The organism is Moritella sp. F3 (genome assembly GCF_015082335.1).
Taxonomy (GTDB): domain Bacteria; phylum Pseudomonadota; class Gammaproteobacteria; order Enterobacterales; family Moritellaceae; genus Moritella.
Genome location: NZ_BLRL01000009.1, coordinates 1 through 25,227 on the forward strand (window position 1 = coordinate 1; position 25,227 = coordinate 25,227).

The 25,227-nt window shown below is 41.7% G+C and carries 21 protein-coding genes; 6 read left to right on the forward strand and 15 right to left on the reverse strand.

What is annotated here, in order from left to right:
- Positions 1 to 201 precede the first annotated feature (201 nt).
- Positions 202 to 846, reverse strand: coding sequence for an OmpA family protein (locus JFU56_RS14830; RefSeq protein WP_198438067.1), 645 nt, complete (start codon positions 844 to 846; stop codon positions 202 to 204).
- Between the two features lie 266 nt (positions 847 to 1,112).
- Between JFU56_RS14830 and JFU56_RS14835 the strand changes: the two genes are divergently transcribed.
- The gene (locus JFU56_RS14835) at positions 1,113 to 1,904 is read left to right on the forward strand and encodes a RelA/SpoT domain-containing protein (RefSeq protein ID WP_198438068.1); all 792 of its coding nucleotides are present in this window, start codon (positions 1,113 to 1,115) and stop codon (positions 1,902 to 1,904) included.
- A 118-nt stretch (positions 1,905 to 2,022) separates the two neighbouring features.
- Here JFU56_RS14835 and JFU56_RS14840 read toward each other — a convergent pair whose 3' ends face one another.
- From JFU56_RS14840 to JFU56_RS14855, 4 genes are all read right to left on the reverse strand, one after another.
- A complete protein-coding gene (locus JFU56_RS14840) occupies positions 2,023 to 2,361 on the reverse strand; it encodes a hypothetical protein (RefSeq protein WP_198438069.1) in 339 nt (112 codons plus the stop codon).
- A gap of 108 nt (positions 2,362 to 2,469) precedes the next feature.
- Positions 2,470 to 3,333, reverse strand: coding sequence for an RNA polymerase sigma factor RpoH (rpoH, locus tag JFU56_RS14845; protein WP_198438070.1), 864 nt, complete (start codon positions 3,331 to 3,333; stop codon positions 2,470 to 2,472).
- 451 nt (positions 3,334 to 3,784) lie between these two features.
- Positions 3,785 to 5,701 carry a DmsC/YnfH family molybdoenzyme membrane anchor subunit gene (locus JFU56_RS14850; RefSeq protein ID WP_198438071.1) on the reverse strand — a complete coding sequence of 639 codons (1,917 nt, stop codon included), beginning with the start codon at positions 5,699 to 5,701 and terminating at the stop codon, positions 3,785 to 3,787.
- A 56-nt stretch (positions 5,702 to 5,757) separates the two neighbouring features.
- Positions 5,758 to 7,947, reverse strand: a complete 2,190-nt coding sequence (locus JFU56_RS14855; RefSeq protein ID WP_198438072.1) for a molybdopterin oxidoreductase family protein — start codon at positions 7,945 to 7,947, stop codon at positions 5,758 to 5,760.
- Between the two features lie 411 nt (positions 7,948 to 8,358).
- Between JFU56_RS14855 and cobA the strand changes: the two genes are divergently transcribed.
- The 5 genes from cobA (at position 8,359) to JFU56_RS14880 (ending at position 14,854) form a co-directional block, all read left to right on the forward strand.
- Positions 8,359 to 9,177, forward strand: a complete 819-nt coding sequence (gene cobA, locus JFU56_RS14860) for a uroporphyrinogen-III C-methyltransferase (RefSeq protein ID WP_198438073.1) — start codon at positions 8,359 to 8,361, stop codon at positions 9,175 to 9,177.
- A gap of 11 nt (positions 9,178 to 9,188) precedes the next feature.
- Positions 9,189 to 11,723 (forward strand): nitrite reductase large subunit NirB, encoded by a 2,535-nt coding sequence (gene nirB, locus JFU56_RS14865; protein WP_198438074.1) that lies wholly within the window; start codon positions 9,189 to 9,191, stop codon positions 11,721 to 11,723.
- Between the two features lie 91 nt (positions 11,724 to 11,814).
- Positions 11,815 to 12,141 (forward strand): nitrite reductase small subunit NirD, encoded by a 327-nt coding sequence (gene nirD, locus JFU56_RS14870; RefSeq protein WP_198438075.1) that lies wholly within the window; start codon positions 11,815 to 11,817, stop codon positions 12,139 to 12,141.
- Between the two features lie 58 nt (positions 12,142 to 12,199).
- Positions 12,200 to 13,960: a bifunctional protein-serine/threonine kinase/phosphatase gene (locus tag JFU56_RS14875; RefSeq protein WP_198438076.1), complete on the forward strand. Its 1,761-nt coding sequence runs from the start codon at positions 12,200 to 12,202 to the stop codon at positions 13,958 to 13,960.
- A 285-nt stretch (positions 13,961 to 14,245) separates the two neighbouring features.
- The gene (locus JFU56_RS14880) at positions 14,246 to 14,854 is read left to right on the forward strand and encodes a MarC family protein (protein ID WP_198438077.1); all 609 of its coding nucleotides are present in this window, start codon (positions 14,246 to 14,248) and stop codon (positions 14,852 to 14,854) included.
- An 80-nt stretch (positions 14,855 to 14,934) separates the two neighbouring features.
- On the opposite strand, the gene trpS is transcribed toward JFU56_RS14880, so the two are convergent.
- The 10 genes from trpS to JFU56_RS14930 all read right to left on the reverse strand — a co-directional run bounded on the left by trpS (position 14,935) and on the right by JFU56_RS14930 (position 25,226).
- A complete protein-coding gene (trpS, locus tag JFU56_RS14885) occupies positions 14,935 to 15,936 on the reverse strand; it encodes a tryptophan--tRNA ligase (RefSeq protein WP_198438078.1) in 1,002 nt (333 codons plus the stop codon).
- A 116-nt stretch (positions 15,937 to 16,052) separates the two neighbouring features.
- Complete coding sequence (locus JFU56_RS14890; protein ID WP_198438079.1) at positions 16,053 to 16,727, reverse strand: phosphoglycolate phosphatase; 675 nt, start codon at positions 16,725 to 16,727, stop codon at positions 16,053 to 16,055.
- Positions 16,720 to 17,394, reverse strand: a complete 675-nt coding sequence (rpe, locus tag JFU56_RS14895; protein WP_019443236.1) for a ribulose-phosphate 3-epimerase — start codon at positions 17,392 to 17,394, stop codon at positions 16,720 to 16,722. Before rpe ends, JFU56_RS14890 begins: the two co-directional genes overlap by 8 nt.
- Before the next feature lie 148 nt (positions 17,395 to 17,542).
- On the reverse strand, positions 17,543 to 18,355 hold the full coding sequence (locus JFU56_RS14900; protein WP_198438080.1) for a Dam family site-specific DNA-(adenine-N6)-methyltransferase: 813 nt from the start codon (positions 18,353 to 18,355) through the stop codon (positions 17,543 to 17,545).
- A 70-nt stretch (positions 18,356 to 18,425) separates the two neighbouring features.
- Positions 18,426 to 19,940: an SPOR domain-containing protein gene (locus tag JFU56_RS14905; RefSeq protein ID WP_198438081.1), complete on the reverse strand. Its 1,515-nt coding sequence runs from the start codon at positions 19,938 to 19,940 to the stop codon at positions 18,426 to 18,428.
- Positions 19,918 to 21,027 (reverse strand): 3-dehydroquinate synthase, encoded by a 1,110-nt coding sequence (gene aroB / locus JFU56_RS14910; RefSeq protein WP_198438082.1) that lies wholly within the window; start codon positions 21,025 to 21,027, stop codon positions 19,918 to 19,920. The genes JFU56_RS14905 and aroB overlap by 23 nt, the downstream gene beginning before the upstream one ends.
- A 10-nt stretch (positions 21,028 to 21,037) precedes the next feature.
- Positions 21,038 to 21,553 (reverse strand): shikimate kinase AroK, encoded by a 516-nt coding sequence (gene aroK / locus JFU56_RS14915; RefSeq protein WP_017221787.1) that lies wholly within the window; start codon positions 21,551 to 21,553, stop codon positions 21,038 to 21,040.
- Positions 21,554 to 21,766: 213 nt separating this feature from the next.
- Positions 21,767 to 24,043 (reverse strand): type IV pilus secretin PilQ, encoded by a 2,277-nt coding sequence (locus JFU56_RS14920; protein WP_198438083.1) that lies wholly within the window; start codon positions 24,041 to 24,043, stop codon positions 21,767 to 21,769.
- 83 nt (positions 24,044 to 24,126) lie between these two features.
- Complete coding sequence (locus JFU56_RS14925; RefSeq protein ID WP_198438084.1) at positions 24,127 to 24,651, reverse strand: pilus assembly protein PilP; 525 nt, start codon at positions 24,649 to 24,651, stop codon at positions 24,127 to 24,129.
- On the reverse strand, positions 24,648 to 25,226 hold the full coding sequence (locus JFU56_RS14930) for a type 4a pilus biogenesis protein PilO (protein WP_198438085.1): 579 nt from the start codon (positions 25,224 to 25,226) through the stop codon (positions 24,648 to 24,650). The genes JFU56_RS14925 and JFU56_RS14930 overlap by 4 nt, the downstream gene beginning before the upstream one ends.
- Position 25,227 lies beyond the last annotated feature (1 nt).

Sequence of the window (25,227 nt, forward strand, 5' to 3'; positions counted from 1 at the left end):
CCCTTTAGTTCAGTTGGTAGAACGGTGGACTGTTAATCCATATGTCGCTAGTTCAAGTCTAGCAAGGGGAGCCAATTAAAAAAACCCAGTTATTTATATAACTGGGTTTTTTTTCGTCTAAAATTTACAGACATAAAAACCGAACACTTGGTTCGGCTTAGCAATATAATCTGTATTAATACACGATCTTAATCAGCAATATTAGTTAGCAGTAATACTGATTTCTACACGACGGTTAGCAGAACGGCCACTTGCAGTCTCATTTGATGCTATAGGACGACGCTCGCCATAGCCACGTGTTGATAAACGGCCTGACTTGATACCACGTTTATTCAAATAATCGCTTACAGACTCTGCACGCTCTTCAGAAAGCGTTAAATTAGACTGAGCACTACCAACGCTGTCAGTGTGACCAATAATACGCAGTGATGAATCAGGATATTCATTTAGCACTTTAGCGACACTGTTCAAGCTTGAGTAGATATCAGAGCTCAAGTTATAACCTGCAGTTTGGAAACCAATACCTTTCGCCATCACCAGTTGCAGTTCATTTTCGCCAACACGTTTAACTTGTACACCAGAATCAGTTAATTCTTTACGTAGTGCTTCTTCTTGACGATCGAAGTAATGGCCAATACCACCACCAATCGCAGCACCACCTAACGCGCCAAATACCGCGCCGTTTTTCTTACCGGTAGAAGCACCGATTAATGCACCTGCAATCGCACCGCCAATCGCAGATTTCGTTGCGGTATTCGTCTCTTCTTCACCCGTTGTCGCATTTTGGCGCGCACAACCAGTAAGTGCAGCAACAATCATTACTGCTGTCATTGTTTTTTTCATCATTGGATAAACCTTAAATATAGAAACGATATTGGGAATGAGTGATCGTGAACACTGTAACTTAAATAAGCTACAATCGCATCGGTATATTTACTAGTAAATTAACGGATGCCCCATCAAATAGTGATATCCCTCTCACTATTTTATCAGTCTAGCTACTTCTTACACAGCTTTACAATGCCCTACCTTGAATTGTGACAGTGCGCACTCATCTATTACTAAGTATCAGCATACAATGATGCGAATGCGTTTTCTCAAAAAGGATACCTATGTATAGCTTTCTAAGAACATCATTAATTTTAGTACTAATGCTAGCCGGTAAAGCGCCGCTAGAAGCCGCTACAATGCTTAGCCTTAGTCAAACCTCTAATAACGGCAGTGCCACTAACCGAGTGCGCACACAAATAAGCAAAGACTTAGCCGGCCTTTATCAACTGTCTGATATAAACAGCACGAATATCATTCAACCTTATACTGACTTCGATTCACTTTATTCACTTGCTGAAGCTGCGCAAGATGAGTTAGCGACACTCACTCAACAAATTGCCTTAATGTCACAAACCAACGCCGTGATCCCTGCGATTAAAAGTGTTGAACGTGCCCAAGCTAAAATTGCCAATAAACATAACGGCGCAGTAGAGAAAATTACCGATTTAGCACGCAGTTCGATTATTGCTAAAAATAGCCAAGAGTTAATTAGTGCATTTGAATTACTCGAACAAGAAACCGATATCGTACAAATAAAGAATCGCTTTAATAACCCAAAACAAAATGGTTACCGTGATATCAATTTATTAGTACGCTTACCAAAAACCCAGATGGTCGTTGAAGTACAGCTACACTTAGATCGTATTGAAGCGATTAAAAATGGTCCTGAACATGACAATTACGTCAAGATCCAACAAATCAGCCATACAGCGAAACAGCAACAACGCGAAATATCAGAGATTGAAGCTTTCAAAGTAACGCAGCTTAAAGAAGAGTCTACCAATTTATACCAGGTAGCTTGGCAGCAGCAGTTAATGACTGAACTAAAAACCAGCTTTAAACAAATGGCATAACCATCGCTTAAAAATAAAAAGGCCCATCATTACAGTAATGATTGGGCCTTTTCTCTTCTAAACTTTAAAACTCAATGCACAGTTAATACAAAGTGAATGTAACATTAACGCAAAAAGGTTAAGCGTAACCCCATTTCCAGTTAAAGCGAATTTGCTGCTGCAAACCAAAACGCACCATTAACCAAGGTACCATAGGCAGTACTTTATAGTGTGCAGTTTTCTTCAAAACGCTTTTACCAGTACGGAAGAAGGTAACTTCTTCATCGCTCTTTAAGACGCGTACAACAATCCTTTTTTGCTTGCCCTCTTCAGCGATTACAACTTTTGCAAGGCTATATTCGTGTGTCATCCCAGACCCGTTATAAACCAAAACAATCTGATTCTCAGTTAACTTGTTACGCGCTAAGTAGCTTTTTAGCTCACAGCCCTGAAAACCAAATAAGGGATCTCTATTCATGTTTCTTTCCATCTATAATCAAATACAATTAAACGTTTATTTATTTTCTTGCCAAAAAAAATGAGGCCTCCGATGGAGACCTCATTTTTTAACAATTCTATGTGCTGGTTATTCTGCAATAAACTCGCGAAGTTTTTTCATTGCATTCTTTTCTAACTGGCGAACTCGCTCAGCCGAAACACCATAACGATCGGCTAATTCTTGCAGCGTCGCTTTATCTTCCGCTAACCAACGAGAGTTAACGATATCTTGACTACGGTCATCTAACTCAGAAATGGCGCTAGAGAGACGTTGAGATGCACTTTTATCCCAGTTTTCACGTTCTACTTGCTGTGCCACATCTGACGCATTGTCTTCTAAATACTGCGCTGGTGAAAAGCTCATTGAACCAGAGTCTTTATCACTATCATCATCAGCATATAAATCAAATGCTTGATCTGAATAAGACATTCTTGATTCCATTTCCACTACATCTTTAGTAGAAACACCCAAGTTATCGGCAACCGTTTGCACTTCAGCATGAGTAAACCAGCCTAAGCGTTTTTTTGATTTACGTAGATTAAAGAATAGTTTACGTTGCGCTTTAGTTGTCGCAACTTTTACTACACGCCAATTACGTAGCACAAATTCATGTATTTCGGCTTTAACCCAATGCACAGCAAAAGAAACTAATCTTACACCTACAGCAGGGTTGAAACGTTTCACGGCTTTCATTAAGCCTATGTTACCTTCCTGAATTAAATCTGCTTGAGACAATCCATAACCAGCGTAACCACGGGCAACGTGAACAACAAAGCGTAGATGTGACATGATCAACTGACGAGCAGCATCAACATCACCTTCATTCTGCAAGCTTTCGCCTAGTTCCTTTTCTTGTTCAGCAGTCAACATTGGAATACTATTCACACCTTGGATATAGGCTTCAATGCTCCCCTGAGGAACTAATGCCATACTTTGCATATCTTTGCTCATCAACAATTCTCCCATTAGTACAAATTAATCGGCGAGATCTTATCACGACTAGTGTCTGTCGACAAATTCGACAATCCCTGTGACCGCACAAATAAACTATATTATCTTAAATATTGAATATAGTTCTCTTAAATATTAAAAATAGCTAATTCAGCCTACTGATAAATAACTAAAAAATGACTACCTACAACTTCAACTGTATCATTTGTGTACAATCTAGTTTAACTCCAGATCGTAAAAGCTCTAGTTTAATTACAGAAAATTACATTAACATGACAATTTAAAATGAATCTATCGGCTAATGCGAATCCTTTAGTAGGACTTTAACTAATCGATAGAGTTCATAATTCCGCTCAAGCATACAATGTAAAAAAGCATATTCAACGACAGCTGATTAAATTAAAAATAGAAAGGGCAGCAAGCGCTGCCCTTTCTATATCAAGCCAGGTATTTAATGCAAGTCAGGTACAACCCCCACTTGCGGCATATCAGCCAGACCAACATCGCGTGCATGTTGTTCAAAACCTTTATTTTTCCAAAAGAATGCACCTGGCATCGTCGTCGGAATAACCAACACATAAAACAGTGCTCGGCTGACTGTCGACGCTAAAGCAATAGATAGCACAGGCAATAGCCATAACACACTTAAATAACCCGATGGTGCTAATAGCACAAGTGAGATTAGCGCAAGCACATTAATAGCCACTGCCACGTTACGTAAGTAGTAGGTTTTACCAAATGTTGTACATTGCACATAATGCGACGCAGCACCTTCGCCCTGCTCTACATTAAGATGCTTCGCATGCATGTATAGACCAAACGCTTCAATCACTAAACCTGTAATGGCGATCGGCGTGAGTTCAAGCAATAAAGGATACAATCCAATACCATCATTACCCGCGGAGCCAATTACGGCCACTAACGCCGTTAATACTGTACCGAGTGCAATCGCAGAACCAAGGAAAGCACAAGCCGTTTGCCAATGATCCCAAAACGGACGCGCTTTGATACGGTAACTACGGTACATATAATACAAACCACCAGCACTACCGACTAATGCCAAAATACCAAAGGCATTCGCTACATAGCTAAACAAGCTTAATTCAAAGAACCAAGCAGCACCTTGGAAAAAAGTAAATGCGCCCATGAACCCAAAGAACAAGGCAACGCCTAACCCTTCTCGACTAACAGGCGAGTGGGCTAAGTTATTAAAACCACGATAGAAACGTTTAGGTTTACCCAGATGCAATGTCGACATTAATAAGCCAATCGCTTGCATGACCATTAATAATACCAGCAGTGATAGGCCAGCACCTGATGCCGAAAACCCCGTTAAACTCTCTACACCCAATAATGGACCAAGGAAAATAAGTACAAATGCCCCCATCGCCGCTTGCGAGAATAGCGTAAATATCACCAATGGATTCTCGCGAGAGCTCAAACGCCCTAAGTTCCATGATTGTTCCTTACCGTCTTTTTCATCAACAACAGAACGGAATGAGCCGTCTTCTTGTTTGTGATATTTAAGCGGCATATTATCAGTCCGCGTCATTTCACGCTGAGTACTGGTGGTTTGTTGGAAACGAATATTTGGGTTGGTGATACTTGGATCAGGAAAACCTGGTATCGACGTTTTAGCTTGAATACGGTTCTCAGGGGTATTTTCAACCACACCAAAATTAAGCGCATTCCCTAAACAGGCCGATACACACGCCGGTTTTAAGCCCACCTCTAAACGGTCTACACACATATTACATTTTGATACCTGACCTTTAATTGGATCAAGCTGTGGGGCATTGTATGGGCAAACCCAAGTACAATAACCACAACCAAAACAGGTATCTGGATCTTGTAATACCGCGCCGTATTCTACGTGTTTGGTATAGGCTTTGGTTGGACAACCTTTTAAACAAACCGGATCATCACAATGGTTACACGCCATAGAGATATTAATACGTTTGTAATCAGGATAACTACCACTCTCAACATAACCCACACTACGGAAGGCAATGTGTGCTGGGTTATCATTCTTTTCACTACATGCCGCTTCACAAGCGTGACAACCAATACAGTTATCCGCTGTAAAGTGGAAAGCATGCTGTTTATTACGATTAGGATTATCACCCACCGCTTTATTTTCATTAATATTCATCGAACGGCCAACCGGTAACTTACCTTCTGTACGTTCGATTAAGTCAATTTTTTTACCGTAGGTATTAACATCAAATATTTCTACATCTGATAATTTAGCGTAATCCTGTTCACCGACTCGTTGTTCAAAAATAGGAGTGCCATCTTTAACAACCGGTTTTTCTGCCGCGCCGATTTGATCAAGGCGGTCTCTAAATTGTTCTAATTTGTCTAACATAATTTATCCCTCTTATGTTATCGCGTTGCGCTTAACTCAATATCTCTGCATATCACTCAGTACGTACGTCGTTCGCGGTTCATTTTCGCCGCTAGCTTCTGGTCGACATGTTCAATACGGATTGAACTCTGCTTAAAAGCAGGTTGACGAGAATGCGGATCAAGCAGACCTAACGACAAGCGATTAACACAATCATGAAAATGGAATGGAATAAATACTGCGTTTGGTGCCACACGCTGCGTTAATTGCACCATTACTACGGCATCACCACGACGTGAAGCCAAGCGCACATAACTTTGATGTTTGATGCCCAATTTTGCTGCTGCATCAGGATTCATTTCCATATACGGGGTTGGACTATATTTGTTAAGGTTCCCCATTTTACCGGTACGGGTTCGGGTATGAAAATGCTCAACAACACGGCCACTATTCAGCCAGAATGGGTATTCGTCGCAAGGATGCTCGTTATTATCAATCCAAGGCAGAGGAATAAGATTCGCTTTACCCGTAGGGGTTGGGAACACGCCATCACTATACAAACGCGGATTACCTGCATTGCTTTCATCATCTTCACGGAAGGGCCATTGAATACCACGGGCTTTTTCGATCTTTTCGTAAGTCATGCCGGAAATATCAAGATTACGCCCCGCCCCTTTAGACAGCGTTTTCATTTCTTCAAACGCTTCCTCGGTTGTCACAGGAAAAGTAATTTTTTGGCCATTTTCAAAACGCTTCGATAATTCTGAAAAAATCCAAAAATCGGATTTAGAATTACCTTTCGGTGCTTGCACATTACTGACGCGGTTAACACGGCGCTCAGTATTGGTAAACACCCCTTCCTTCTCCGCCCATACAGCGGCAGGTAAAAACATATGTGCGTATTGGGTGGTTTCTACATCTTGATACGCATCCTGCACCACTAAGAAATCTAACTTCTCTAATATTTTACGGATACGTGAAGTATTCGGCATCGACGTCATTGGGTTTGTTGCCACCAGCCACAGTCCTTTAATTTGCCCTGTTTCAATAGCAGGGAAAATATCAGTTTGCGCTAAACCACGCTTTTTCGGGAAGAACTCAGGATCAATACCCCAAAATTCAGCAATATCATTACGGTCTTTTTCTTTCTCTAATGCACGATAACCCGGTAACCCTGAACAAGAAGACCATTCACGTGTGCCCATGGCATTGCATTGACCCGTAATAGACAAGCTCGTCCCACCCGGTACGCCTATATTACCGGTGATAAGTGATAACGAATTACAACCCGTGATCGCATCACTGCCATGGGTACTTTGATTCAGTCCCATGGTCCAAATACTCATCGCGCGTCCAGCCTTGGCAAATAAGCGCGCAACATGACGGATAGTATCTTCATCAATACCACAAATTTTAGCGGCTGATGTCGGATCAAAGTCTGCAACACAAGCTCTTAATTCTTCAATGCCGTTAGTATATTTTTCAATATAGTCTTTATCTTCTAGCCCTTCTTTTAAGATCACATGCATTAACGAATTCTGTAACACGATATCTGTACCTGGGCTGATAGGTAAATGAATATCAGCAAATTGCGCTAACATCGTCACACGCGGATCGACAACGATAAGCGGGAAGTTACGCTTTTCTTTCGCTTCTTTTAAGCGCCAGTAAATAACGGGATGCTGCTCAGGTAAGTTTGAACCCCATGCAATCAAGCAATCGGTATGTGAAAAATCATCGTAACAGCCTGGGGGGCCATCTGATCCAAATGAGCGCTTATAACCCGATACTGCAGAGGCCATGCATAAGGTGGTATTACCATCGTAGTTATTGGTACCAATGCAACCACGCGCTAATTTACCTAAGGTATAGAATTCTTCTGTTAGCAATTGACCCGTAGATACGATAGCAAATGCATCTTTACCGTACTGATCTTGAATCGCTTTAATTTTGTCACTCATGGTATCAAGGGCTGTATCCCAATTGGTTTCTTTATATTTATCATGAATGTGATCACGAATAAGCGGGTTGTTACCACGACCTTCCGCTTCAAACAGTTCATGCTCAAAGATACCCTTAATACACAATTTACCTCGGTTTACATCGGCATCAGCAACGCCTCGACTCGCAACAGCATTCCCTTGCTCATTAACACCAATCTCGATAGAACAACCCGTAGAACAATACCCACACGTTGTATATTTCCATTCTTTAACCTGTTTATCCGCAATGCGAATAGGCTTTTGATCCTTGCGTCCGAAAATCATAAGACGTCTCCATTGAATTGCTCAACACATTGTTTATTGGTTTTATCTCTTTCTTGTAGAGACTTTCTTTATAAACAGGTAGAGCAATAACCAAGCCAGCTTACTTTAAACACGCACAAAAAGGATGATGTTCTTCTTTAACCTGATAAACACAGGCATCTTCCTGCTATTTATCCACACGTTCATGCATTTTAACCGCATCTATAACAATGCACGCCACCTGAACTGCACCATGGCTGTGCGATAAAGGAAAAACTGGTGCAACATCACAGTGCTTAATCACGCCAAAAACCTTACAAAAAACAATAAATAACAACAAAACCATATATATCAACAACTAACACTTTAATTACAGAGTTGGCACTGTCTTTGCGTTAGTGAGTACAGAGCAGTACTACAGGGATGTGAGTCATGACAGTTGAATTAATTACCCAAGCACAATCAAAAAATAATAATACGCTAGGTCAAGTTGCATTAGTGGGAGCAGGTCCAGGGGATCCAGAACTCCTCACTCTAAAAGCATTAAAGGCGATTGAGAGTGCCGATCTGATCTTGTTTGATAACTTAGTTAGCCAAGACATTAGAGCGTTATTCCCACCCCATACCAAAGCAATTTATGTGGGTAAGAAAAAAGCTGACCATTGTATTCCACAAGACCAATTGAATTTATTCATGGTTGATAAAGCCAAACAAGGTCTGAATGTTTGTCGTCTAAAAGGCGGAGACCCTTTTGTATTTGGCCGCGGTAGTGAAGAACAACTGGTGCTCCATGCCAATAATATAAAAACAATCGTCGTTCCCGGCGTAACAGCTGCATCAGGGTGCACTGCTTACGCTGGTATCCCGTTAACCCATAGAGGGCTATCAACGGGCTGTACCTTTATTACTGGTCACCTAAAGAATGGCCAGCTAGATCTAAATTGGCCGCAGCTCGCGCACCTTGAGCACACCTTAGTATTCTATATGGGATTAGGTAAATTAGCGGAAATCTCTGCGCAACTGCTCAGTCATGGTTTGGACAGCAATACACCAGCGGCCTTGATTGAGAATGGTTCAACACCACAGCAAAGAGAATTTGTTGGCACAGTTGCAACATTGCCAGCACTGGCGATTGAACACCAATTACAAAGCCCTAGCCTGATCGTGATCGGTAAAGTTGTCTCTCTTGCAGAACAACTTAGCTGGCGAGATCTAGAGCAAGCGGCAAAAAATCAAGAATTAAGCGCATAACGGAGCATGTCATGAAAAGAATTATAGTTGTCGGCAACGGCATGGTAGGTCACCATTTCATTGACCAATTTATTCAACAAGAAAAGATGGGTGAAGTGCAAATCACCACATTCAGTGAAGAATCACGTCTTGCTTACGATCGCGTTCAATTAAGTGCTTATTTCAGCGGTAAAACTGCTGATGACTTAATGATGACATCACCAGAATACTATGATGACAACGGCGTACAATATTTTGTAAACGATAAAGTTGTTGGCATCGATAAAGACGCTAAAACAGTCACCACTGCACAAGGCCGTGTAGAGAGTTACGACAAATTAGTGCTAGCGACGGGTTCATTCCCATTCGTGCCACCCATTCCAGGTAAAGACCAAGACCATTGTTTGGTTTACCGTACCATTAACGATTTAGAAGACATCACTGCATCAGCCAAAGAAAGTAAGGTCGGCGTCGTTATCGGTGGTGGTTTACTGGGTCTTGAAGCGGCTAACGCAATCAAACAGCTTGGTCTTGAAACGCACGTTGTTGAATTTGCGCCACGCCTCATGGCAGTGCAAGTAGATGACGGTGGCGGCAAAATTCTGCGTAACAAGATTGAAGAATTAGGCGTAACTGTACACACAGAAAAAAACACCAAAGAAATTGTTAAAGGTGAAACCTGCCGTTACCGCATGAACTTTGCTGATGGTTCGCACGTTGAAACAGACATGATTATCTTCTCGGCGGGTATTCGCCCACAAGATGAATTAGCACGTTCATTCGACCTTACACTAGGCGAACGAGGTGGTATTCAAGTTGATGATAACTGTTTAACGTCTGACGAAAACATTTTCGCGATTGGTGAATGTGCATTATGGCAGGGCCGTATCTTTGGCCTTGTTGCACCGGGCTACCAAATGGCAAAAGTCGCCGTCGACCACATCGTTGGTGAAGGTAAGTTAGCCTTTACTGGGGCTGATATGAGTACCAAGCTGAAGTTGCTCGGTGTTGACGTTGCCAGTATCGGTGACGCCCATGGTAATGTCGAAGGCGCACAAAACTATGTTTTCACCAATGAAGCTGACCAAGTTTATAAAAAATTAGTCATTAGCGCATGTGGTAAGAAACTACTTGGCGCGGTTATGGTTGGTGAAGCTGAAGATTATGGTACCTGGTTACAAATTTACTTAAACGACATGGATATTCCAGGCTCTCCTGAAAATATGTTGGTACCACCAGCAGAAGGTGGCGCGGTAACGATGGGGGTTGACGCCTTACCTGATTCAGCGGTTATCTGTTCATGCCTTGATGTCACTAAAGGTCAAATTTGCGCCGCGGTACAAGATGGTGCAACCAATCTTGGTGATATTAAATCAATTACCAAAGCCTGTACCGGTTGTGGTGGTTGTAATGGGCTAGCGACACAAGTACTCAACGCCGAGCTTGAGAACATGGGTGTTGAAGTTAACACTGACCTGTGTGAGCATTTTGCTTATTCTCGTGCAGAACTGGCAGACATAATACGCGTTAAACGTATTAAAACCTTCGAAGCATTAATCACCGAATTTGGCGCTGGCCACGGTTGTGAAGTTTGTCGTCCGACAGTCGCGAATATTCTAGCGTCATTTTGGAATGATTACATTCTCGAAGACGATCATCTTGGTCTGCAAGACGTCAATGACGTTTATCTCGGTAACATGCAAAAAGATGGTACTTATTCTGTTGTACCACGTATCCCAGCAGGTGAGATCACCCCAGACAAATTAATCGTACTTGGTGAAGTGGCTAAAAAATATGGTTTATACACCAAGATAACCGGTGGTCTACGTATCGATTTATTTGGTGCACAACTACATCAACTACCTGAAATATGGGCCTGGTTGATCCGAGAAGGCTTCGAAACAGGCCACGCTTACGGTAAATCACTACGTACCGTTAAATCGTGTGTGGGTAGTACCTGGTGTCGTTATGGTGTGCAAGACAGCATGTCTCTAGCGATTGATCTTGAGAACCGCTACAAAGGGCTACGCTCACCACATAAAATTAAGTTTGGCGTGTCTGGTTGTACACGAGAATGTGCTGAAGCCCAAGGTAAAGACATCGGTGTTATTGCGACGGAAGGTGGCTGGGGTCTGTATGTTTGTGGTAATGGTGGTATGCGCCCGCGTCATGCCGATTTATTCGCTACTGACCTCGATACCGACACACTGTACAAATATATTGACCGTGTATTGATGTTCTATATCCGTACTGCAGACCGTCTACAACGTACATCGGTTTGGTTAGAAAATCTTGAAGGTGGCTTAGATTACCTTAAAGAGGTCGTGATTAATGACAAACTGAGTCTGACAGCAGAGCTTGAAGCAGAAATGGAAGCCAACATTGCGAACTACCAATGTGAGTGGAAAACAACGATTGAAAGCCCTGAAAAACTACTGCGCTTCAAGCACTTCATTAACTCGGAAGAAAGCGATACCGCCGTGCAGTTTGTTGAAGTACGTGACCAAATACGCCCTGCGACACCCGCAGAACGCGCCGGTCAAATCCCAGTACTGGAAGTAAATTAAGTCGAACACTCGATGTTAATTTACTTCACTGCCGCAGATAAATGTAATAAGCGGGTGAATAGCCCGCTGATATCAGACTTAAGGATTTATTATGATGACTTGGACACCTATAATTGCAAAAAAACAACTCACCCCAGACGCAGGTGTATGTGCGTTAGTTAACGGCAAGCAAGTGGCGATCTTTTTAGACCGTAAAACCGATCAATTATTTGCTATCGATAACTACTGCCCGGCCAGTAAAGCCAATGTGTTATCACGTGGCTTAATCACGTCAGTAAAAGATGTATTAACCGTGTCATCACCTTTGTATAAAGAGCACTTCAGCCTAACCACGGGTGAATGTCTCGAAGATGCAACGTTATCAGTCCCTGTTTATGCGGTACGTGTCACTGATGGCATGGTGGAAGTAACGGCATAATGGAATACGTCGATTAAATATTTATTACGATTACTACTATTAATAGCAGGGAGTTGCTATGTCGCCATGGCATTTACAGGGCGGCGCCACCTTTACCATAGGTCAGCGCTCGGTCGAGGGTATTAAAACCCAAAATGAAGATGCCATTGGTATTCGTATCCCTGATGATTTACTGCTGACGACGAAAGGCGCTGTGGCCATTATCGCCGATGGCGTGAGTGCGTCAGAGGCCGGTAAAGAGGCCAGTGAAACCTGCGTACATAATTTTCTATCTGATTATTACTCGACTCCAGAAACATGGTCTGTCGGTAAATCCACAGGTCAAGTTTTGACAGCTTTAAACCGTTGGCTATACAGCCAAGGAAGACAGTTTGCCGATGCACAAAAGGGCTATCTCACCACATTAAGTACCATCGTATTTAAATCTCATTCCGCGCATTTATTGCATGTCGGTGATTCCCGCATTTACCGCTTACGCAACAATAGTCTTGAGCAGTTAACCCGTGATCACACCACTGTCGTGAATAATAAACAGTCTTATCTCGCCAGAGCCATGGGCTTAGACGTCACGCTTGAAGTCGATTATAAAGAAGTGGAATTACAAGTCGGTGATGTGTTTTTATTATCTACTGACGGTTTACATGATTTTGTCAGTCATAAAAAATTACGTGAGATATTACGTGACATGCTGCAACAAGCAAATCAAGAAAATAAAGCTGCTGAAAGTAATTTTGAGGCCTGCTGCGAACAGCTCATTCAGCATGCATTAGCCAATAACAGTAATGATAATATCAGTTGCCAGTTATTACGCATTGATAGTTTACCCAAGCAAAGCGCTGAAGATGTACATGTACACCTGGCTTCAATGCCTTTTCCACCAGCACTGCGCAAGGGGTTATCCATTGATGGCTTAAAAGTCATTAAAGAATTACACGCCAGCAGTAGCAGTCATCTATATTTAGTCGAAGACAAAGAAACCAAGCAGCAGTACTGCATGAAAGCACCTTCCGTCAATTATATTGATGATCCGGCTTATATCGAACGTTTCACCATGGAAGCCTGGATTGGTACACGCTTAAACAATCCACATATATTAAAAATTGTCGAAACCAACAGGCAAAAAAGTAACCTTTACTACCTCATGGAAGTGATTGAGGGTATTACCTTAGAGCAATGGATAAACCAGCACCCTAACCCGCCAGTGCAAGATGTATTAAATATCGTAGAGCAAGTCATTAAAGGGCTACGGGCATTTCACCGTAAGGAAACCCTGCATCAAGATTTAAAGCCCGGCAATATTATGATCGATAACAACGGCCAAGTTAAGATCATTGATTTTGGCTCTTGTTTTGTCAAAGGCATCGCAGAGATAAGCACGCCATTACAACGCGATAAAATCTTGGGTACAGCCGCTTATTCCGCACCAGAGACGGTCATCAATGGCGATAGTACGGCGCAATCAGATATTTTTGCTATTTCGGTGATTATCTTTGAAATGCTCACCGGTAAACAACCCTTCAATGGTAAATTAGCGACCTGCCGCACCCAAAAGGCTTATCTTAATACTAAGTATATTCCTGCTTATGAGCTCAATCCTTTGGTACCATTTTGGTTAGACGGCGCAATTAAAAAAGGCTTACGCTTTAATCCGAATAAACGTCATGCCGATGTATCTGAACTCTTGTATGAGTTGCAGCATCCAAACCCTAAATATAAAAACAACCGCAAACAGACCTTGATTGAAAAGAACCCCGAACGTTTCTGGCAAGTTATCTCGCTATTGCTACTATTTGCGCTGTGTATTTCGCTGTTTAGCTAACGATCCCAGCATAAATCAGGCGCGCTATGTAAACATACGTAAAACACCTGCATATTCGCGTTTATTAAATAAAAGCTTCATTTATACAAGGTATGATATTGTCTTATATCGCTTATTAAATAAAACTCACAGGTATTTAGCACCTATAATTAAACCTCACACCTCAGTAGTATGACAGGAGCCCCTTACCAATGAATAATGTGTTAACACTCATTATAAAAACCACCACGCCAGTATTACGCATCCTATTTTCTACCCATCAATATTCGCGAATAGGAAAAAACTATGATTGATTACATATCGGTATTTATATTTTTCTTTGCAGTAATAGATCCCGTGGGCACTGTCCCCGTATTTATCGCCGCAACCAGTCAGTTTAATGAAAAAGAAAAGCGCAAGATTGCGTTACAAGCAGCCGGTGCTGCGGCACTTATTTTACTGTTTTTTATTGTGGCTGGAGAGCTAATCTTAACGGCGATAGATATTCCGCTACCGGCATTTGAAATTGCGGGCGGCATTATATTATTTTTGTTTGCGCTAACTATGATATTTGGTGATAGCAAACCTGATACCGAAATGCAGCTGGTAAAAGACAGCACTGAAACGGCTATTTTTCCATTAGCAGTGCCCTCCCTTGCTAGCCCCGGCGCAATGCTAGCGGCTGTACTACTGACTGAAAACTCGAGCTTCAGTCTGTTCCAGCAAGTGCAAACCGCAGGCGTCATGCTGTCGGTGTTATTTATCGCGTTTATCTTGATGCTCGCGGCAAGTTGGATCCATCGTTTTATCGGTAACAGCGGCGCAAGTATTATCAGTAAAGTAATGGGCATGATCTTAGCGGCCGTGGCAACAAACAGTGTATTGTCAGGTATTAAGGTGTATTTCTTACTTTAATTTAAGGCATAAAAAAGCCCTATACCGTTAGATATAGGGCTCGCACTATACGATTATTCATCTATCACTGCAGTAATAAACTATTTATTCGAGATAAAACCAACCGCTTCGTATGCTTTCGCTAATGTGGGTGCTGCGCGCTCAGAGGCTTTCTCCGCACCGATACGCATAATGCGGTTCAGTTCTGTCTCATCAGCACGTAACTCGTGGTAACGCGCTTGAATAGGCTCAATCATCGCAACTACAGCGTCTGCTGTATCGCCTTTCAAGTGACCATACATTTTATCTTCGTATTCAGGCACTAAATCAGCAACAGGGCGCTTAGTTGCAACAGAAAGTAATGTCAGTAAGTTAGATACACCCGGCTTTTCTTTGTTATCAAAGTAAATGCGCGCTTGCTCATCACTGTCTGTTACTGCACTTTTTAGCTTCTTAGCAATCTTTTTCGGTTCATCTAATAACTTGATGAAGGCTTTTGGATTGTCATCTGACTTAGACATTTTCTTCAGCGGATCTTGCAAGCTCATGATACGAGCACCCAGTGTTGGGATCATCGGCTCAGGTACTTTAAAGACGTCACCGTAGATATTATTAAAACGTGTCGCAATAGTACGCGCTAATTCTAGGTGCTGTTTTTGATCATCGCCTACCGGCACTTCATCGGCTTGATAAAGTAAAATGTCTGCTGCCATCAATACCGGGTAAGTATATAACCCTGAGTTGCTGCTGCTTGAGTTGTTTGATTTATCTTTAAACTGCGTCATACGGTTTAGTTCACCCATCTGCGTGTAGCAGTTAAGCAACCAACTCAATTGTGCATGTTCTGGAACTTGAGATTGTAAAAAGATAGTCGACTTTTCAGGGTCTAAACCACATGCAACATACATTGCTAAGCCTTCAAGCACTTGTGATTTAAATTCTTTTGGGTCTTGACGTACCGTGATGGTATGTAAGTCCGCAAGCATGAAATGACAGTCGCTGTGTTCCTGCATGTCCAGCCATTGGTTGATTGCACCAATATAGTTACCAATCGTCATACTACCAGAAGGCTGAATACCACTTAATACCACAGGCTTTGTCATAAATATATTTCCCAATCTCTTAATTTTTCAATTGTGGGTAAGCGCATAGGCTTACCCAATCATGTTAATTTCGTTACGTTTGATGTCATTACGCAAGGTAAGTCGACTACTTCAACTTACGACTTTAATTTAACCGCAGATAGTAACTCACTGATATCATCGGCAACAAAATCAGGATTACTGTCGCTAATTGGAATACCGTAGTTGTAACCATAAGTTAAGCCAAAGCTAGTAAAGTTAGCCGCTTGTGCAGCTATAATATCATTCTTAGAATCACCAACCATTAACGCATCTGCTGGCGTTAATTGATAATGTGCTAAACAATGTAATAGCGGTAATGGATTCGGTTTTTTCTCAGCGAGTGAATCACCACCTAATACCACTTCAAAGAGCTCACTAATACCAGATAATTCAAGCACTGGCGTAGTTTGCACCATCGGCTTGTTGGTTACGATTGCAAGTTTAAAACCAGCATCGTGCAATGCAGTTAAAGTTTCTTTCACATTTGGGTACAACACGCTGTGTGTGTAAACATTCGCAGAATAGTGCTTTAAAAATGATGCCAATGCATCATTAAATAATGCAGGGTCAATATCATCAGCAATATTTACATTGCCAGACAATGCGCGCTGTACTAATACTTGTGCGCCATTGCCAACCCAACCACGTACTTCATCTTCCGAAAAATGAGCACGATCAAAATCACTCAGCATACAATTAACTGCAGCTGCTAAATCTGGCACACTATCAACAAGGGTACCGTCTAAATCAAAACAAATAAGCTTAAACATTGGCTTTTTCTAACTCCGAACGCATTTCATCAATGACTTTTTTATAGTCTGCTTGGCCGTAAATCGCAGAGCCCGCTACAAACATGTCGGCACCCGCTTCTGCAATTTCACGAATATTATCTACTTTAACGCCACCATCAATCTCGAGAATAATATCGCGACCGCTGGCATCAATTAATTTACGTACATCGCGTAATTTTTGTAATGTCGCAGGAATAAAACTTTGACCACCAAAACCAGGGTTTACTGACATCAGCAGGATCATATCCAACTTATCCATCACGTAATCTAAGTGATGTAACGGCGTAGCAGGATTAAATACTAAGCCCGCCTTTAAGCCGTGTTCTTTAATTAGTTGCAAAGAGCGGTCGACATGATCAGACGCTTCCGCATGAAAAGTAATCATTGTTGCGCCCGCTTTAGCAAACTCATTAATCATATGATCGACAGGGCGTACCATTAAATGCACATCAATAGGAGCGGTAACACCATGATCACGTAACGCCTTACAGATCATAGGACCTATTGTGAGGTTTGGTACATAGTGATTATCCATCACATCAAAGTGGATGACGTCGGCACCAGCGGCCAGAACAGCATCTACTTCTTGACCTAAGCTAGCAAAATTAGCCGATAAAATAGAAGGGGCAATCAGAAAGTTTTTCATTTGGCATGCTCTCAGTTGTTGTTATTCCATTACTCTGCGTAAATCTTACCCTAAGTTAGCCCCTAGGGTAAAATAATAAAACCAGATTAATACTGACAACTGAGGATTGAGCGAGGTATGTAGAGCGATTCTCGACAATAAGCGTGGTTTAACGATAAAGAGCGAGTAGCTCGTCAACTTTGTTACGTTTACCCGCATTGCGGCTAATTGTACGTTTTACCTGTACCACTTCAAATGTTGAGCCATGATAAAGTTCACGTGTTAACGGAATATCATGATTCGAAATCAATACCGGAATATTTCTATCTTTTGCAGTTTCACGTGACACTTTAGCCAGTAAAGCTTGATCATCAAGACTAAAACCATTCGCCGCATACGAGGTAAAACTAGCTGTTGTGCTTAATGGTGCATACGGGGGATCACAATAAACCACATCATCACTCTCTAAACGCTTATAAACATCTGAATATGACTCACAAATGAACGTGGCTTTTTTCGATTTCTCAGCAAAGAAACGTAACTCTTTTAATGGGAAGTACGGTTTTTTGTAAGAACCAAAAGGCACATTAAAGCCGCCTGATTTGTTATAACGACATAAGCCATTAAAACCATGGCGATTCATATACAAGAACATCAATGAACGCTGATAAGGGTTGGTGGTTTTATTAAATTTTTCACGAATTTTATAATAGCGTTCTTTATCATTAAATTCAGGGGTAAAGAAACGCTGCGCATCGGCAATAAATTGTTCTGGTTTTTCCTGCAGGATCTTATACATATTAATCAAATCAGGATTAATATCATTTAACAGGTATTCGTCATAGTCAGTATTTAAAAATACTGACGCAGCACCCACAAACGGTTCAACTAAACGCTTACCTTTCGGTAATTTTTCACGTAGATGATCAACCAGAGAATACTTACCTCCGGCCCATTTTAAGAAGGCTCGCGTTTTCTGCATTTTGTGACTTATACCGCTAAATAAAAGGGGGCCGATTGTACATGGATTACAGCTAAATTGCGCTGTTTTTTTATAAATCTCTTTGTATCTGGGTGAATCGCTTTAACCACGGTTTATCTTTTTGTACCGCTGCTGGTAATTTGAGCTTTGCTGCATTAGCTTGTTCAACACTGCTAAAACTACCGTAAAGAACGACATACCAAGGTTTGCTATTTCGCACTGTTTGATAGGTCCAGATATTTTCAGATAATTTATTCTCGCTTAAATATTGTTTTAGCTGTGCCTCACGGCTTAAACCCGCTATTTGAAATGTATAGTTTTTCGCCGGTTGCGCCATCACCCACGCTTTGCCGGCGATTAATTTTGGCGTACTTTTCACGGCTTCAATGACGCCACGATGAGCCTCATTGATATCCGCTTTACTATCCACCACGGCACTTGGATTGGCTGCATTTTGCTTCGCTAACATCTTATTAACCGCAGCATCATCAATCACCACACGTTGTTTCTGAGTCGCCACTGCCGATTTTTCAACGCCGGGAGCGGTGAGAGTAATCGTTTGACCTATTTCAGTCGGCATCTCATCATCCCAATCACTCGCCAACATTTGCGGAGCACTCATATCAATCGCATCACTGCTGGTATTGCTATCTGTTTCAGCATCAATCCCTGTACTATTGCTATCAGTAACAGCACCAGTCATCACTACATCGTCTAAATCACTCTGTAACGAACCGTCTGCCATGCTATCAGCCGCTTGCAGCTCTGTCTGATAAGCATCATATAAAAATGACCCGGCACTACCCAGCAATAATAGCCCAGCAATAATACCGGCTAAATAGAAGGACTTATTCACTTTCTTTGTTGATTTACTTGCTACGTCAGCCACGCCTGAATCAGGACTATATACCTGACCCTGCATAATCGCCTGCGCACATTTCGTTAACTCGCCAGGATTACCCTGACAGGCTTCTATTTGACGATTAATCGCGTCCTGATTGACGAATGTAGGCTTATAACCGGCGTTATTAAACTGTTGCTCTACAAATTTTACTGCGGCTTGCGGATCAAGTTCCGTCATTTCCAACTCCAATACATTGGTTGCTGATTTTGCAAACTGCAGCATGGTTATATCAACCCACTGAGTTTCTGCAAATAAAATGATATTTACTTTAATACTAATTCTATTATTAAGGCTTAGTTCTACTAGTTGTGCAAACTCAGCAATGCTAGCAGCCGACAAGGCCATTGCATTATCAATACAGACCGTCAGCTCATAGCCGAGCTCCTGCGTAAACAGCGCTAAGCTATCAACCAGTGGAATATGGCGATTAAAACGACCATCATAACTAATCTGTTGTAATAATAACGTTCGCAATGCCGCATCATCATGACACTGCTGTGCATCAAGCGTAATTGTGTTCTGATTTAAATCTGATTCTACATGATGCCGTAATACTGTTGATTTACCAGAACCGATAGCACCGCTTACGAATAATAAATGTGAAGAGAATTGTGTGAGATGACGCAGCCGTTCACTCAGCTGCGTTTGAGAATAAATTTCAGTTTGAACTGAATAGTGCACTAGAGTCCGCCTGATTATGGAAGTTAACCACATCACGTAATGTGTTTTCTGTTACTGTCGATAACACTTCAGCACTGCCTATTGAAGTTGGCAGGATGAAACGTAATTGACCATTAAGGACTTTTTTGTCACGCTTCATGTGTTGCATAAATGCATCAAAATCCATTTCTGCTGGTGCCAGTAACGGTAATTCCGCCGCTGTAATGAGCGTTGCGATACGTGTAACTTGCGCTGCAGTCAATAATCCCATTGCTGCCGATGTCTGTGCAGCCATGATCATACCCGCTGCAACGGCTTCACCGTGCAACCAAACGCCATACCCCATTTCAGCTTCAATAGCATGACCATAGGTGTGACCAAGGTTTAACAACGCACGTAATCCTTGTTCTTTTTCATCAATAGCCACAATTTCAGCTTTAATTTCACAACAGCGATAAATTGCATATTCTAATGCCACGGTATCAAGCGCCATCAGTGCCGTCATGTTGTCTTCTAGCCAAGTAAAGAAGTCAGCATCATAAATAATGCCGTACTTAATAACTTCAGCCATACCAGCCGCCAGTTCGCGTCGAGGCAAGGTAGCTAAACAATCCGTATCAATAAAAACAGCATTGGGCTGATAAAAAGCGCCAATCATGTTTTTACCCAGAGGGTGGTTAACTGCCGTTTTACCGCCAACCGAGGAATCAACTTGACTCAACACAGTCGTCGGGATCTGGATAAAGGGGATACCGCGTTGGTAACAGGCGGCTGCAAAGCCAACCATGTCACCAATAACACCACCACCGAGAGCAATCAACGTGGTATCACGTCCACAATTCTCACGCAGTAGCGCGGTAAATATTTCATTTAAAGTATCTAAGGTTTTAAATTGCTCACCGTCAGAAAGAATAATACTGTCAAATTCATAGTCATGTAACAATGCTTGAACGCGTTGTAAATACAACGGTGCAACCGTATCGTTTGATATCACGACGACTTTATTGGTTGTTATTGCAGACTTAAATTGCTCTGCTTGCGTTAATACGCTTTCACCAATATAAATAGGGTAGCTCCGCTCACCCAGTTCAACAGTTAACCTTTCCATGTGACCTCAATTAAAAATCTAGTAACTTTATAATCTGATTTGCAACAATTTTAGCGCTTTGCTCATCTGTTTTAACTGTGAAATCAGCAATTTCTTCATACAAAGGATTACGATCATCAGCTAATGTTTCCAGAACATCACGTGGTTCTTCAGTTTGTAGTAAAGGACGACGCTTATCGCGTGACGTTCTTACCAACTGCTTATCAATAGTTGTTTCTAAATAAACAACTACGCCACGAGCAGAAAGGTAGTTACGACTTTCTTTACTTAAAATTGAGCCACCGCCCGTTGCTAACACAATACCTTGCTCTTGCGTTAGATCGTCAATAACTTCCGCTTCACGTACTCGGAAACCAGCTTCACCTTCAACATCGAAAACCCATGAAATGTCAGCACCAGTGCGGCGTTCAATTTCATGATCCGAATCGATAAAGTCTAAATGCAGTTGGCTCGCTAGTTGACGACCAATTGTGCTTTTACCTGCGCCCATTGGGCCTATTAGGAATATATTACGTTTTTCAGCCATTTTAACTCTTCAATAAATCTAAAGTAATAACACCCTTTTCTTAGGGGCACCAGACCTACCTATAAAACGTCCTCTTGGTTGCAATAACCAGTGATGAGACATTTTGGCAATAGCCAAAATCAGCAACACCCGGTGAAAAAACCAGGTGATGACATTTCAGGCAGAAAAAGACCGCTATTTATATAGTTTTTGCGGCCTTTTGTCAAAGGTAGGTTACAACGTATCCACTACCACTTTTGGTGTAACGAAGATTAACAGCTCTCGTTTTTGATTAATATTCTTAGTACTGCGGAACAATACACCTAACCAAGGGATATCACCGAGAACCGGAACTTTCGTTACAATCTTTTTAATTTCATGCTTAAAGATACCACCTAACACCACAGTTTCGCCATTTTCAACCAAGACTTGAGTGCTAATAACTTGGGTATCGATCGATACTGCTTCGCCACCCACTGTTTTCACATCCTCACCACGGGTATCTTGATTTATTTTCAAATCTAAGATGATTTTATTGTCCGGCGTAATATGCGGTGTTACTTGCAAACCCAATACCGCTTTTTTAAAGGCGATAGAAGTAGCACCACTTGAACTTGATTCAACATACGGAATTTCCGTACCTTGCTCAATATACGCTGACTTTTGGTCTGTGGTGGTAATTCTTGGACTTGCGATCACTTCTGCTTTTTGTTCTGCTTCTAATGCAGAGAGCTCTAAATCAAGTATTTGACCATTAGCTAAATCTGCAATCTGAAACGCTATCGACCCCGCAGGTGATGCGACGGGTAGATTCACATTAAGGCGATCACCAATAGCTGGCACACTACCACCGGCCAAAGAATCATTACCTTCGATAGAGCCTGATGATAAACCAAAGCCACTACCAATATCAGTACTGCCGCTAAAACCCCAGCGAACACCGAGCTCATCATCGAGATTATCAACCACTGAAACCATTCTAGCTTCAATGATGACTTGGCGTACAGGTACGTCAAGGACCTCAATAATACGCTTCACATTGGCAATAACGGTAGCCGTATCTTTAATTAATACAGTGTTAGTACGCTCGTCAAAACTGACCGTACCGCGTGATGATAACAGACTGGAATCTTTTTGTGACAAAAGCTTTGTTATATCAGCCGCTTTTGCAAAGCTAATTTGCATAAACTCCGACTGTAATTCAGCTAAGTCCTCTACTTCTTTCTTACTGACAAGGTCACGACGCTCTAATGCTGCAAGCTCATCGGCAGGGGCAACCATCAATACATTACCATCAAGCTGTTTACTCAGCCCCTTAACTTTCATTACGATATCAAGCGCTTGTTCCCATGGCACACTATCTAAACGCAGGGTGATATTACCATTCACTGAATCCGTGGTCACCAAGTTAAACTCATTAAAATCAGCGATTAACTGCAATACCGTACGCACAGGAATATCCTGGAAGTTCAGTGAAATTGCTTGCCCTTGATATTTACTGGTTTTTTCATCAGGATCTTTTTTAGTAACTTCAATCACAAAAATATTATCCGCTTGATCATAGCGATAATTAAAGTCATCACTGATCTCTAACTCAAATGCAGTCACACCTTCATCGTGAAACGTTTCAATTGCAGTTACTGGCGTACCAAAATCAGCCACATCTAAAATATAGAGTAATTTTTTTAAAATAGCCGTACTATGAAATTCGGCGATTAATTTGTTGCCTTTACGCTGAATATCAACAGCCATCGAACTATTTTTCATCGTCAGTATTAATTTACCGCTACCATCGTTACCGGTACGGAAATCGATTCCGCGTACCTGGTTTACAAAGCCACTAAAATCCTCTTCTTCATCGTCCTCAATTGGCACGATATCTTCTATCTTAGGGGACTGAACCGTCACTTGACGGCCATCTTTGGTTGCAAGTAAAGAGGGACTAACAGTTGCGGCAGGCACATCGCTATTATCAATGTTACTGTCAACCGCAGACACAGCAGGCAATACAGCACTATTGCCTGCTGTAGGAACACTTGGCTCGACAGCAAGCACTAAACTACCGCTGTCTATACGACGGTCAGCCACTTCAGGTACAATCACATCACTACTTAGCAATCCAAAAGTAGCGATTAAACTATTGCCACTTTGCACAATTTGATAGGGTACGAGTTCATCTAAAGCGATGGTGATTTTAAGGCCTAAATCGACACGTTCTGCAGCCACGTTTAATACATCACCTTGCTCGATAACCACAGGGTTAAGTAACAACGTCGAGCTAGCGTCTGGCACGAGGATCACCAATTGATGTGGTGAATATTGTAATTTATCTGCGTACTCGACCACATTTTCACTAAACTCTAACTCAAGCTCGAGTTGTCCCTCGGCTAACGAGTTTAAATGGATTTGTCTTAATTGTGGTTCCGCAAAACTGAAAGCAGAACATAAAAGTGTGGTACATAAAACCAATACCTTCACGATATTGGTACATCTTATATATGATTTAGTCATTTCATCGTCCCTGAAAATGGCTTAACTGTTTGTCTTAGCTACTATTAACATTATCCCAGTTAATATTAACGGTTGCTTATCTGCTAAGTGTCTTGGCTACTAAGCGGTATTTGTGTTGTGCGAACTTGCCAACAACCCTTACCCGTTAATATCAACTCCGATAATTCGATATAATTTTTGGTTATGTCGAGTATCTCACCGTGATTAAGTCCAATATAATCACCCGGTGAAACTCGGAATATCTCTCCCGAACTTGCTCTTATTAGGCCCCAAAGGTGGTCCTCACTACCTAGAGTACCGTGCATATTTAAGTTATCTAATGAATAGGTTTCTAGCGGCCCTTTAATCCGCGCAAAATTTGGTTGCGGACAATTCTGTGGAAACGGTGTTTCTGCTTTTACCGATTCAGGACGAGGATTCGAAAATGGGTTACGAGCTCCCGTCTCCGAATAATGCAACGCCACAAAACTTTCCATATCGGGTACATTTTCAATTAAGGTTGTTTTACGTGCCTTTATATCATTGATGTAATTTACCAAATCCTGATTATCCGCAGTACAACCCGTTACCATCAAAGATAAAAAAACTAAACTCGTTAATCGTGTCATTTTTCCCCCTTATAGCGATAAGTACGGGCAATCATATTCACTTTGAGCAATTCCCCTTGCAGCTTAGTAATCATGAAATCTTCTAGCGTCACAATCCTTGGTAACGCGGCAATATCACTGGTAAATTGTCCAAGCTGATGAAAGGTGCCGATAACTTCTAAACTGACCGGTACTTCATAAGAGAAATCTCGCTTTACTTCCTGCAACCATTTAAATTTACGTAGTTGCAAGCCGTTATGCTGGCCAATATAGCTCAAATCGTCGAGCAAGCCTGCTGTCTCACTTTTTGATGGCAGCTGCCTCAGCATGTGATTAAATAAATTTTCCATCTCTGACATTTGCTCAGTATACAAACCTAAATTACCAGCAAGGCTAGCTTTGGCTTCAAACTGTAATCTTAAACTTGATTCTTTCTTTTCAACATTTTCTAGGGCTTGTAGCGATGATGCGATGAATAGCCAATAAAATAATCCCGCAATTAATACTGACAACATAATATTCGTGGCAATCTTTGCTGGTTGTGGCCAATTTCCTAGGTCTTCAAGATCCAGTTCATTAATTTCTTGTAGGTTCATC

Coding starts and splice junctions, on each gene's coding strand:
- JFU56_RS14830 (WP_198438067.1), bottom strand. CDS start 846: ATGATGAAAAAAACAATGACAGCAGTAATGATTGTTGCTGCACTTACT.
- JFU56_RS14835 (WP_198438068.1), top strand. CDS start 1,113: ATGTATAGCTTTCTAAGAACATCATTAATTTTAGTACTAATGCTAGCC.
- JFU56_RS14840 (WP_198438069.1), bottom strand. CDS start 2,361: ATGAATAGAGATCCCTTATTTGGTTTTCAGGGCTGTGAGCTAAAAAGC.
- rpoH (WP_198438070.1), bottom strand. CDS start 3,333: ATGAGCAAAGATATGCAAAGTATGGCATTAGTTCCTCAGGGGAGCATT.
- JFU56_RS14850 (WP_198438071.1), bottom strand. CDS start 5,701: ATGTTAGACAAATTAGAACAATTTAGAGACCGCCTTGATCAAATCGGC.
- JFU56_RS14855 (WP_198438072.1), bottom strand. CDS start 7,947: ATGATTTTCGGACGCAAGGATCAAAAGCCTATTCGCATTGCGGATAAA.
- cobA (WP_198438073.1), top strand. CDS start 8,359: ATGACAGTTGAATTAATTACCCAAGCACAATCAAAAAATAATAATACG.
- nirB (WP_198438074.1), top strand. CDS start 9,189: ATGAAAAGAATTATAGTTGTCGGCAACGGCATGGTAGGTCACCATTTC.
- nirD (WP_198438075.1), top strand. CDS start 11,815: ATGATGACTTGGACACCTATAATTGCAAAAAAACAACTCACCCCAGAC.
- JFU56_RS14875 (WP_198438076.1), top strand. CDS start 12,200: ATGTCGCCATGGCATTTACAGGGCGGCGCCACCTTTACCATAGGTCAG.
- JFU56_RS14880 (WP_198438077.1), top strand. CDS start 14,246: ATGATTGATTACATATCGGTATTTATATTTTTCTTTGCAGTAATAGAT.
- trpS (WP_198438078.1), bottom strand. CDS start 15,936: ATGACAAAGCCTGTGGTATTAAGTGGTATTCAGCCTTCTGGTAGTATG.
- JFU56_RS14890 (WP_198438079.1), bottom strand. CDS start 16,727: ATGTTTAAGCTTATTTGTTTTGATTTAGACGGTACCCTTGTTGATAGT.
- rpe (WP_019443236.1), bottom strand. CDS start 17,394: ATGAAAAACTTTCTGATTGCCCCTTCTATTTTATCGGCTAATTTTGCT.
- JFU56_RS14900 (WP_198438080.1), bottom strand. CDS start 18,355: ATGCAGAAAACGCGAGCCTTCTTAAAATGGGCCGGAGGTAAGTATTCT.
- aroB (WP_198438082.1), bottom strand. CDS start 21,027: ATGGAAAGGTTAACTGTTGAACTGGGTGAGCGGAGCTACCCTATTTAT.
- aroK (WP_017221787.1), bottom strand. CDS start 21,553: ATGGCTGAAAAACGTAATATATTCCTAATAGGCCCAATGGGCGCAGGT.
- JFU56_RS14920 (WP_198438083.1), bottom strand. CDS start 24,043: ATGACTAAATCATATATAAGATGTACCAATATCGTGAAGGTATTGGTT.
- JFU56_RS14925 (WP_198438084.1), bottom strand. CDS start 24,651: ATGACACGATTAACGAGTTTAGTTTTTTTATCTTTGATGGTAACGGGT.
- JFU56_RS14930 (WP_198438085.1), bottom strand. CDS start 25,226: ATGAACCTACAAGAAATTAATGAACTGGATCTTGAAGACCTAGGAAAT.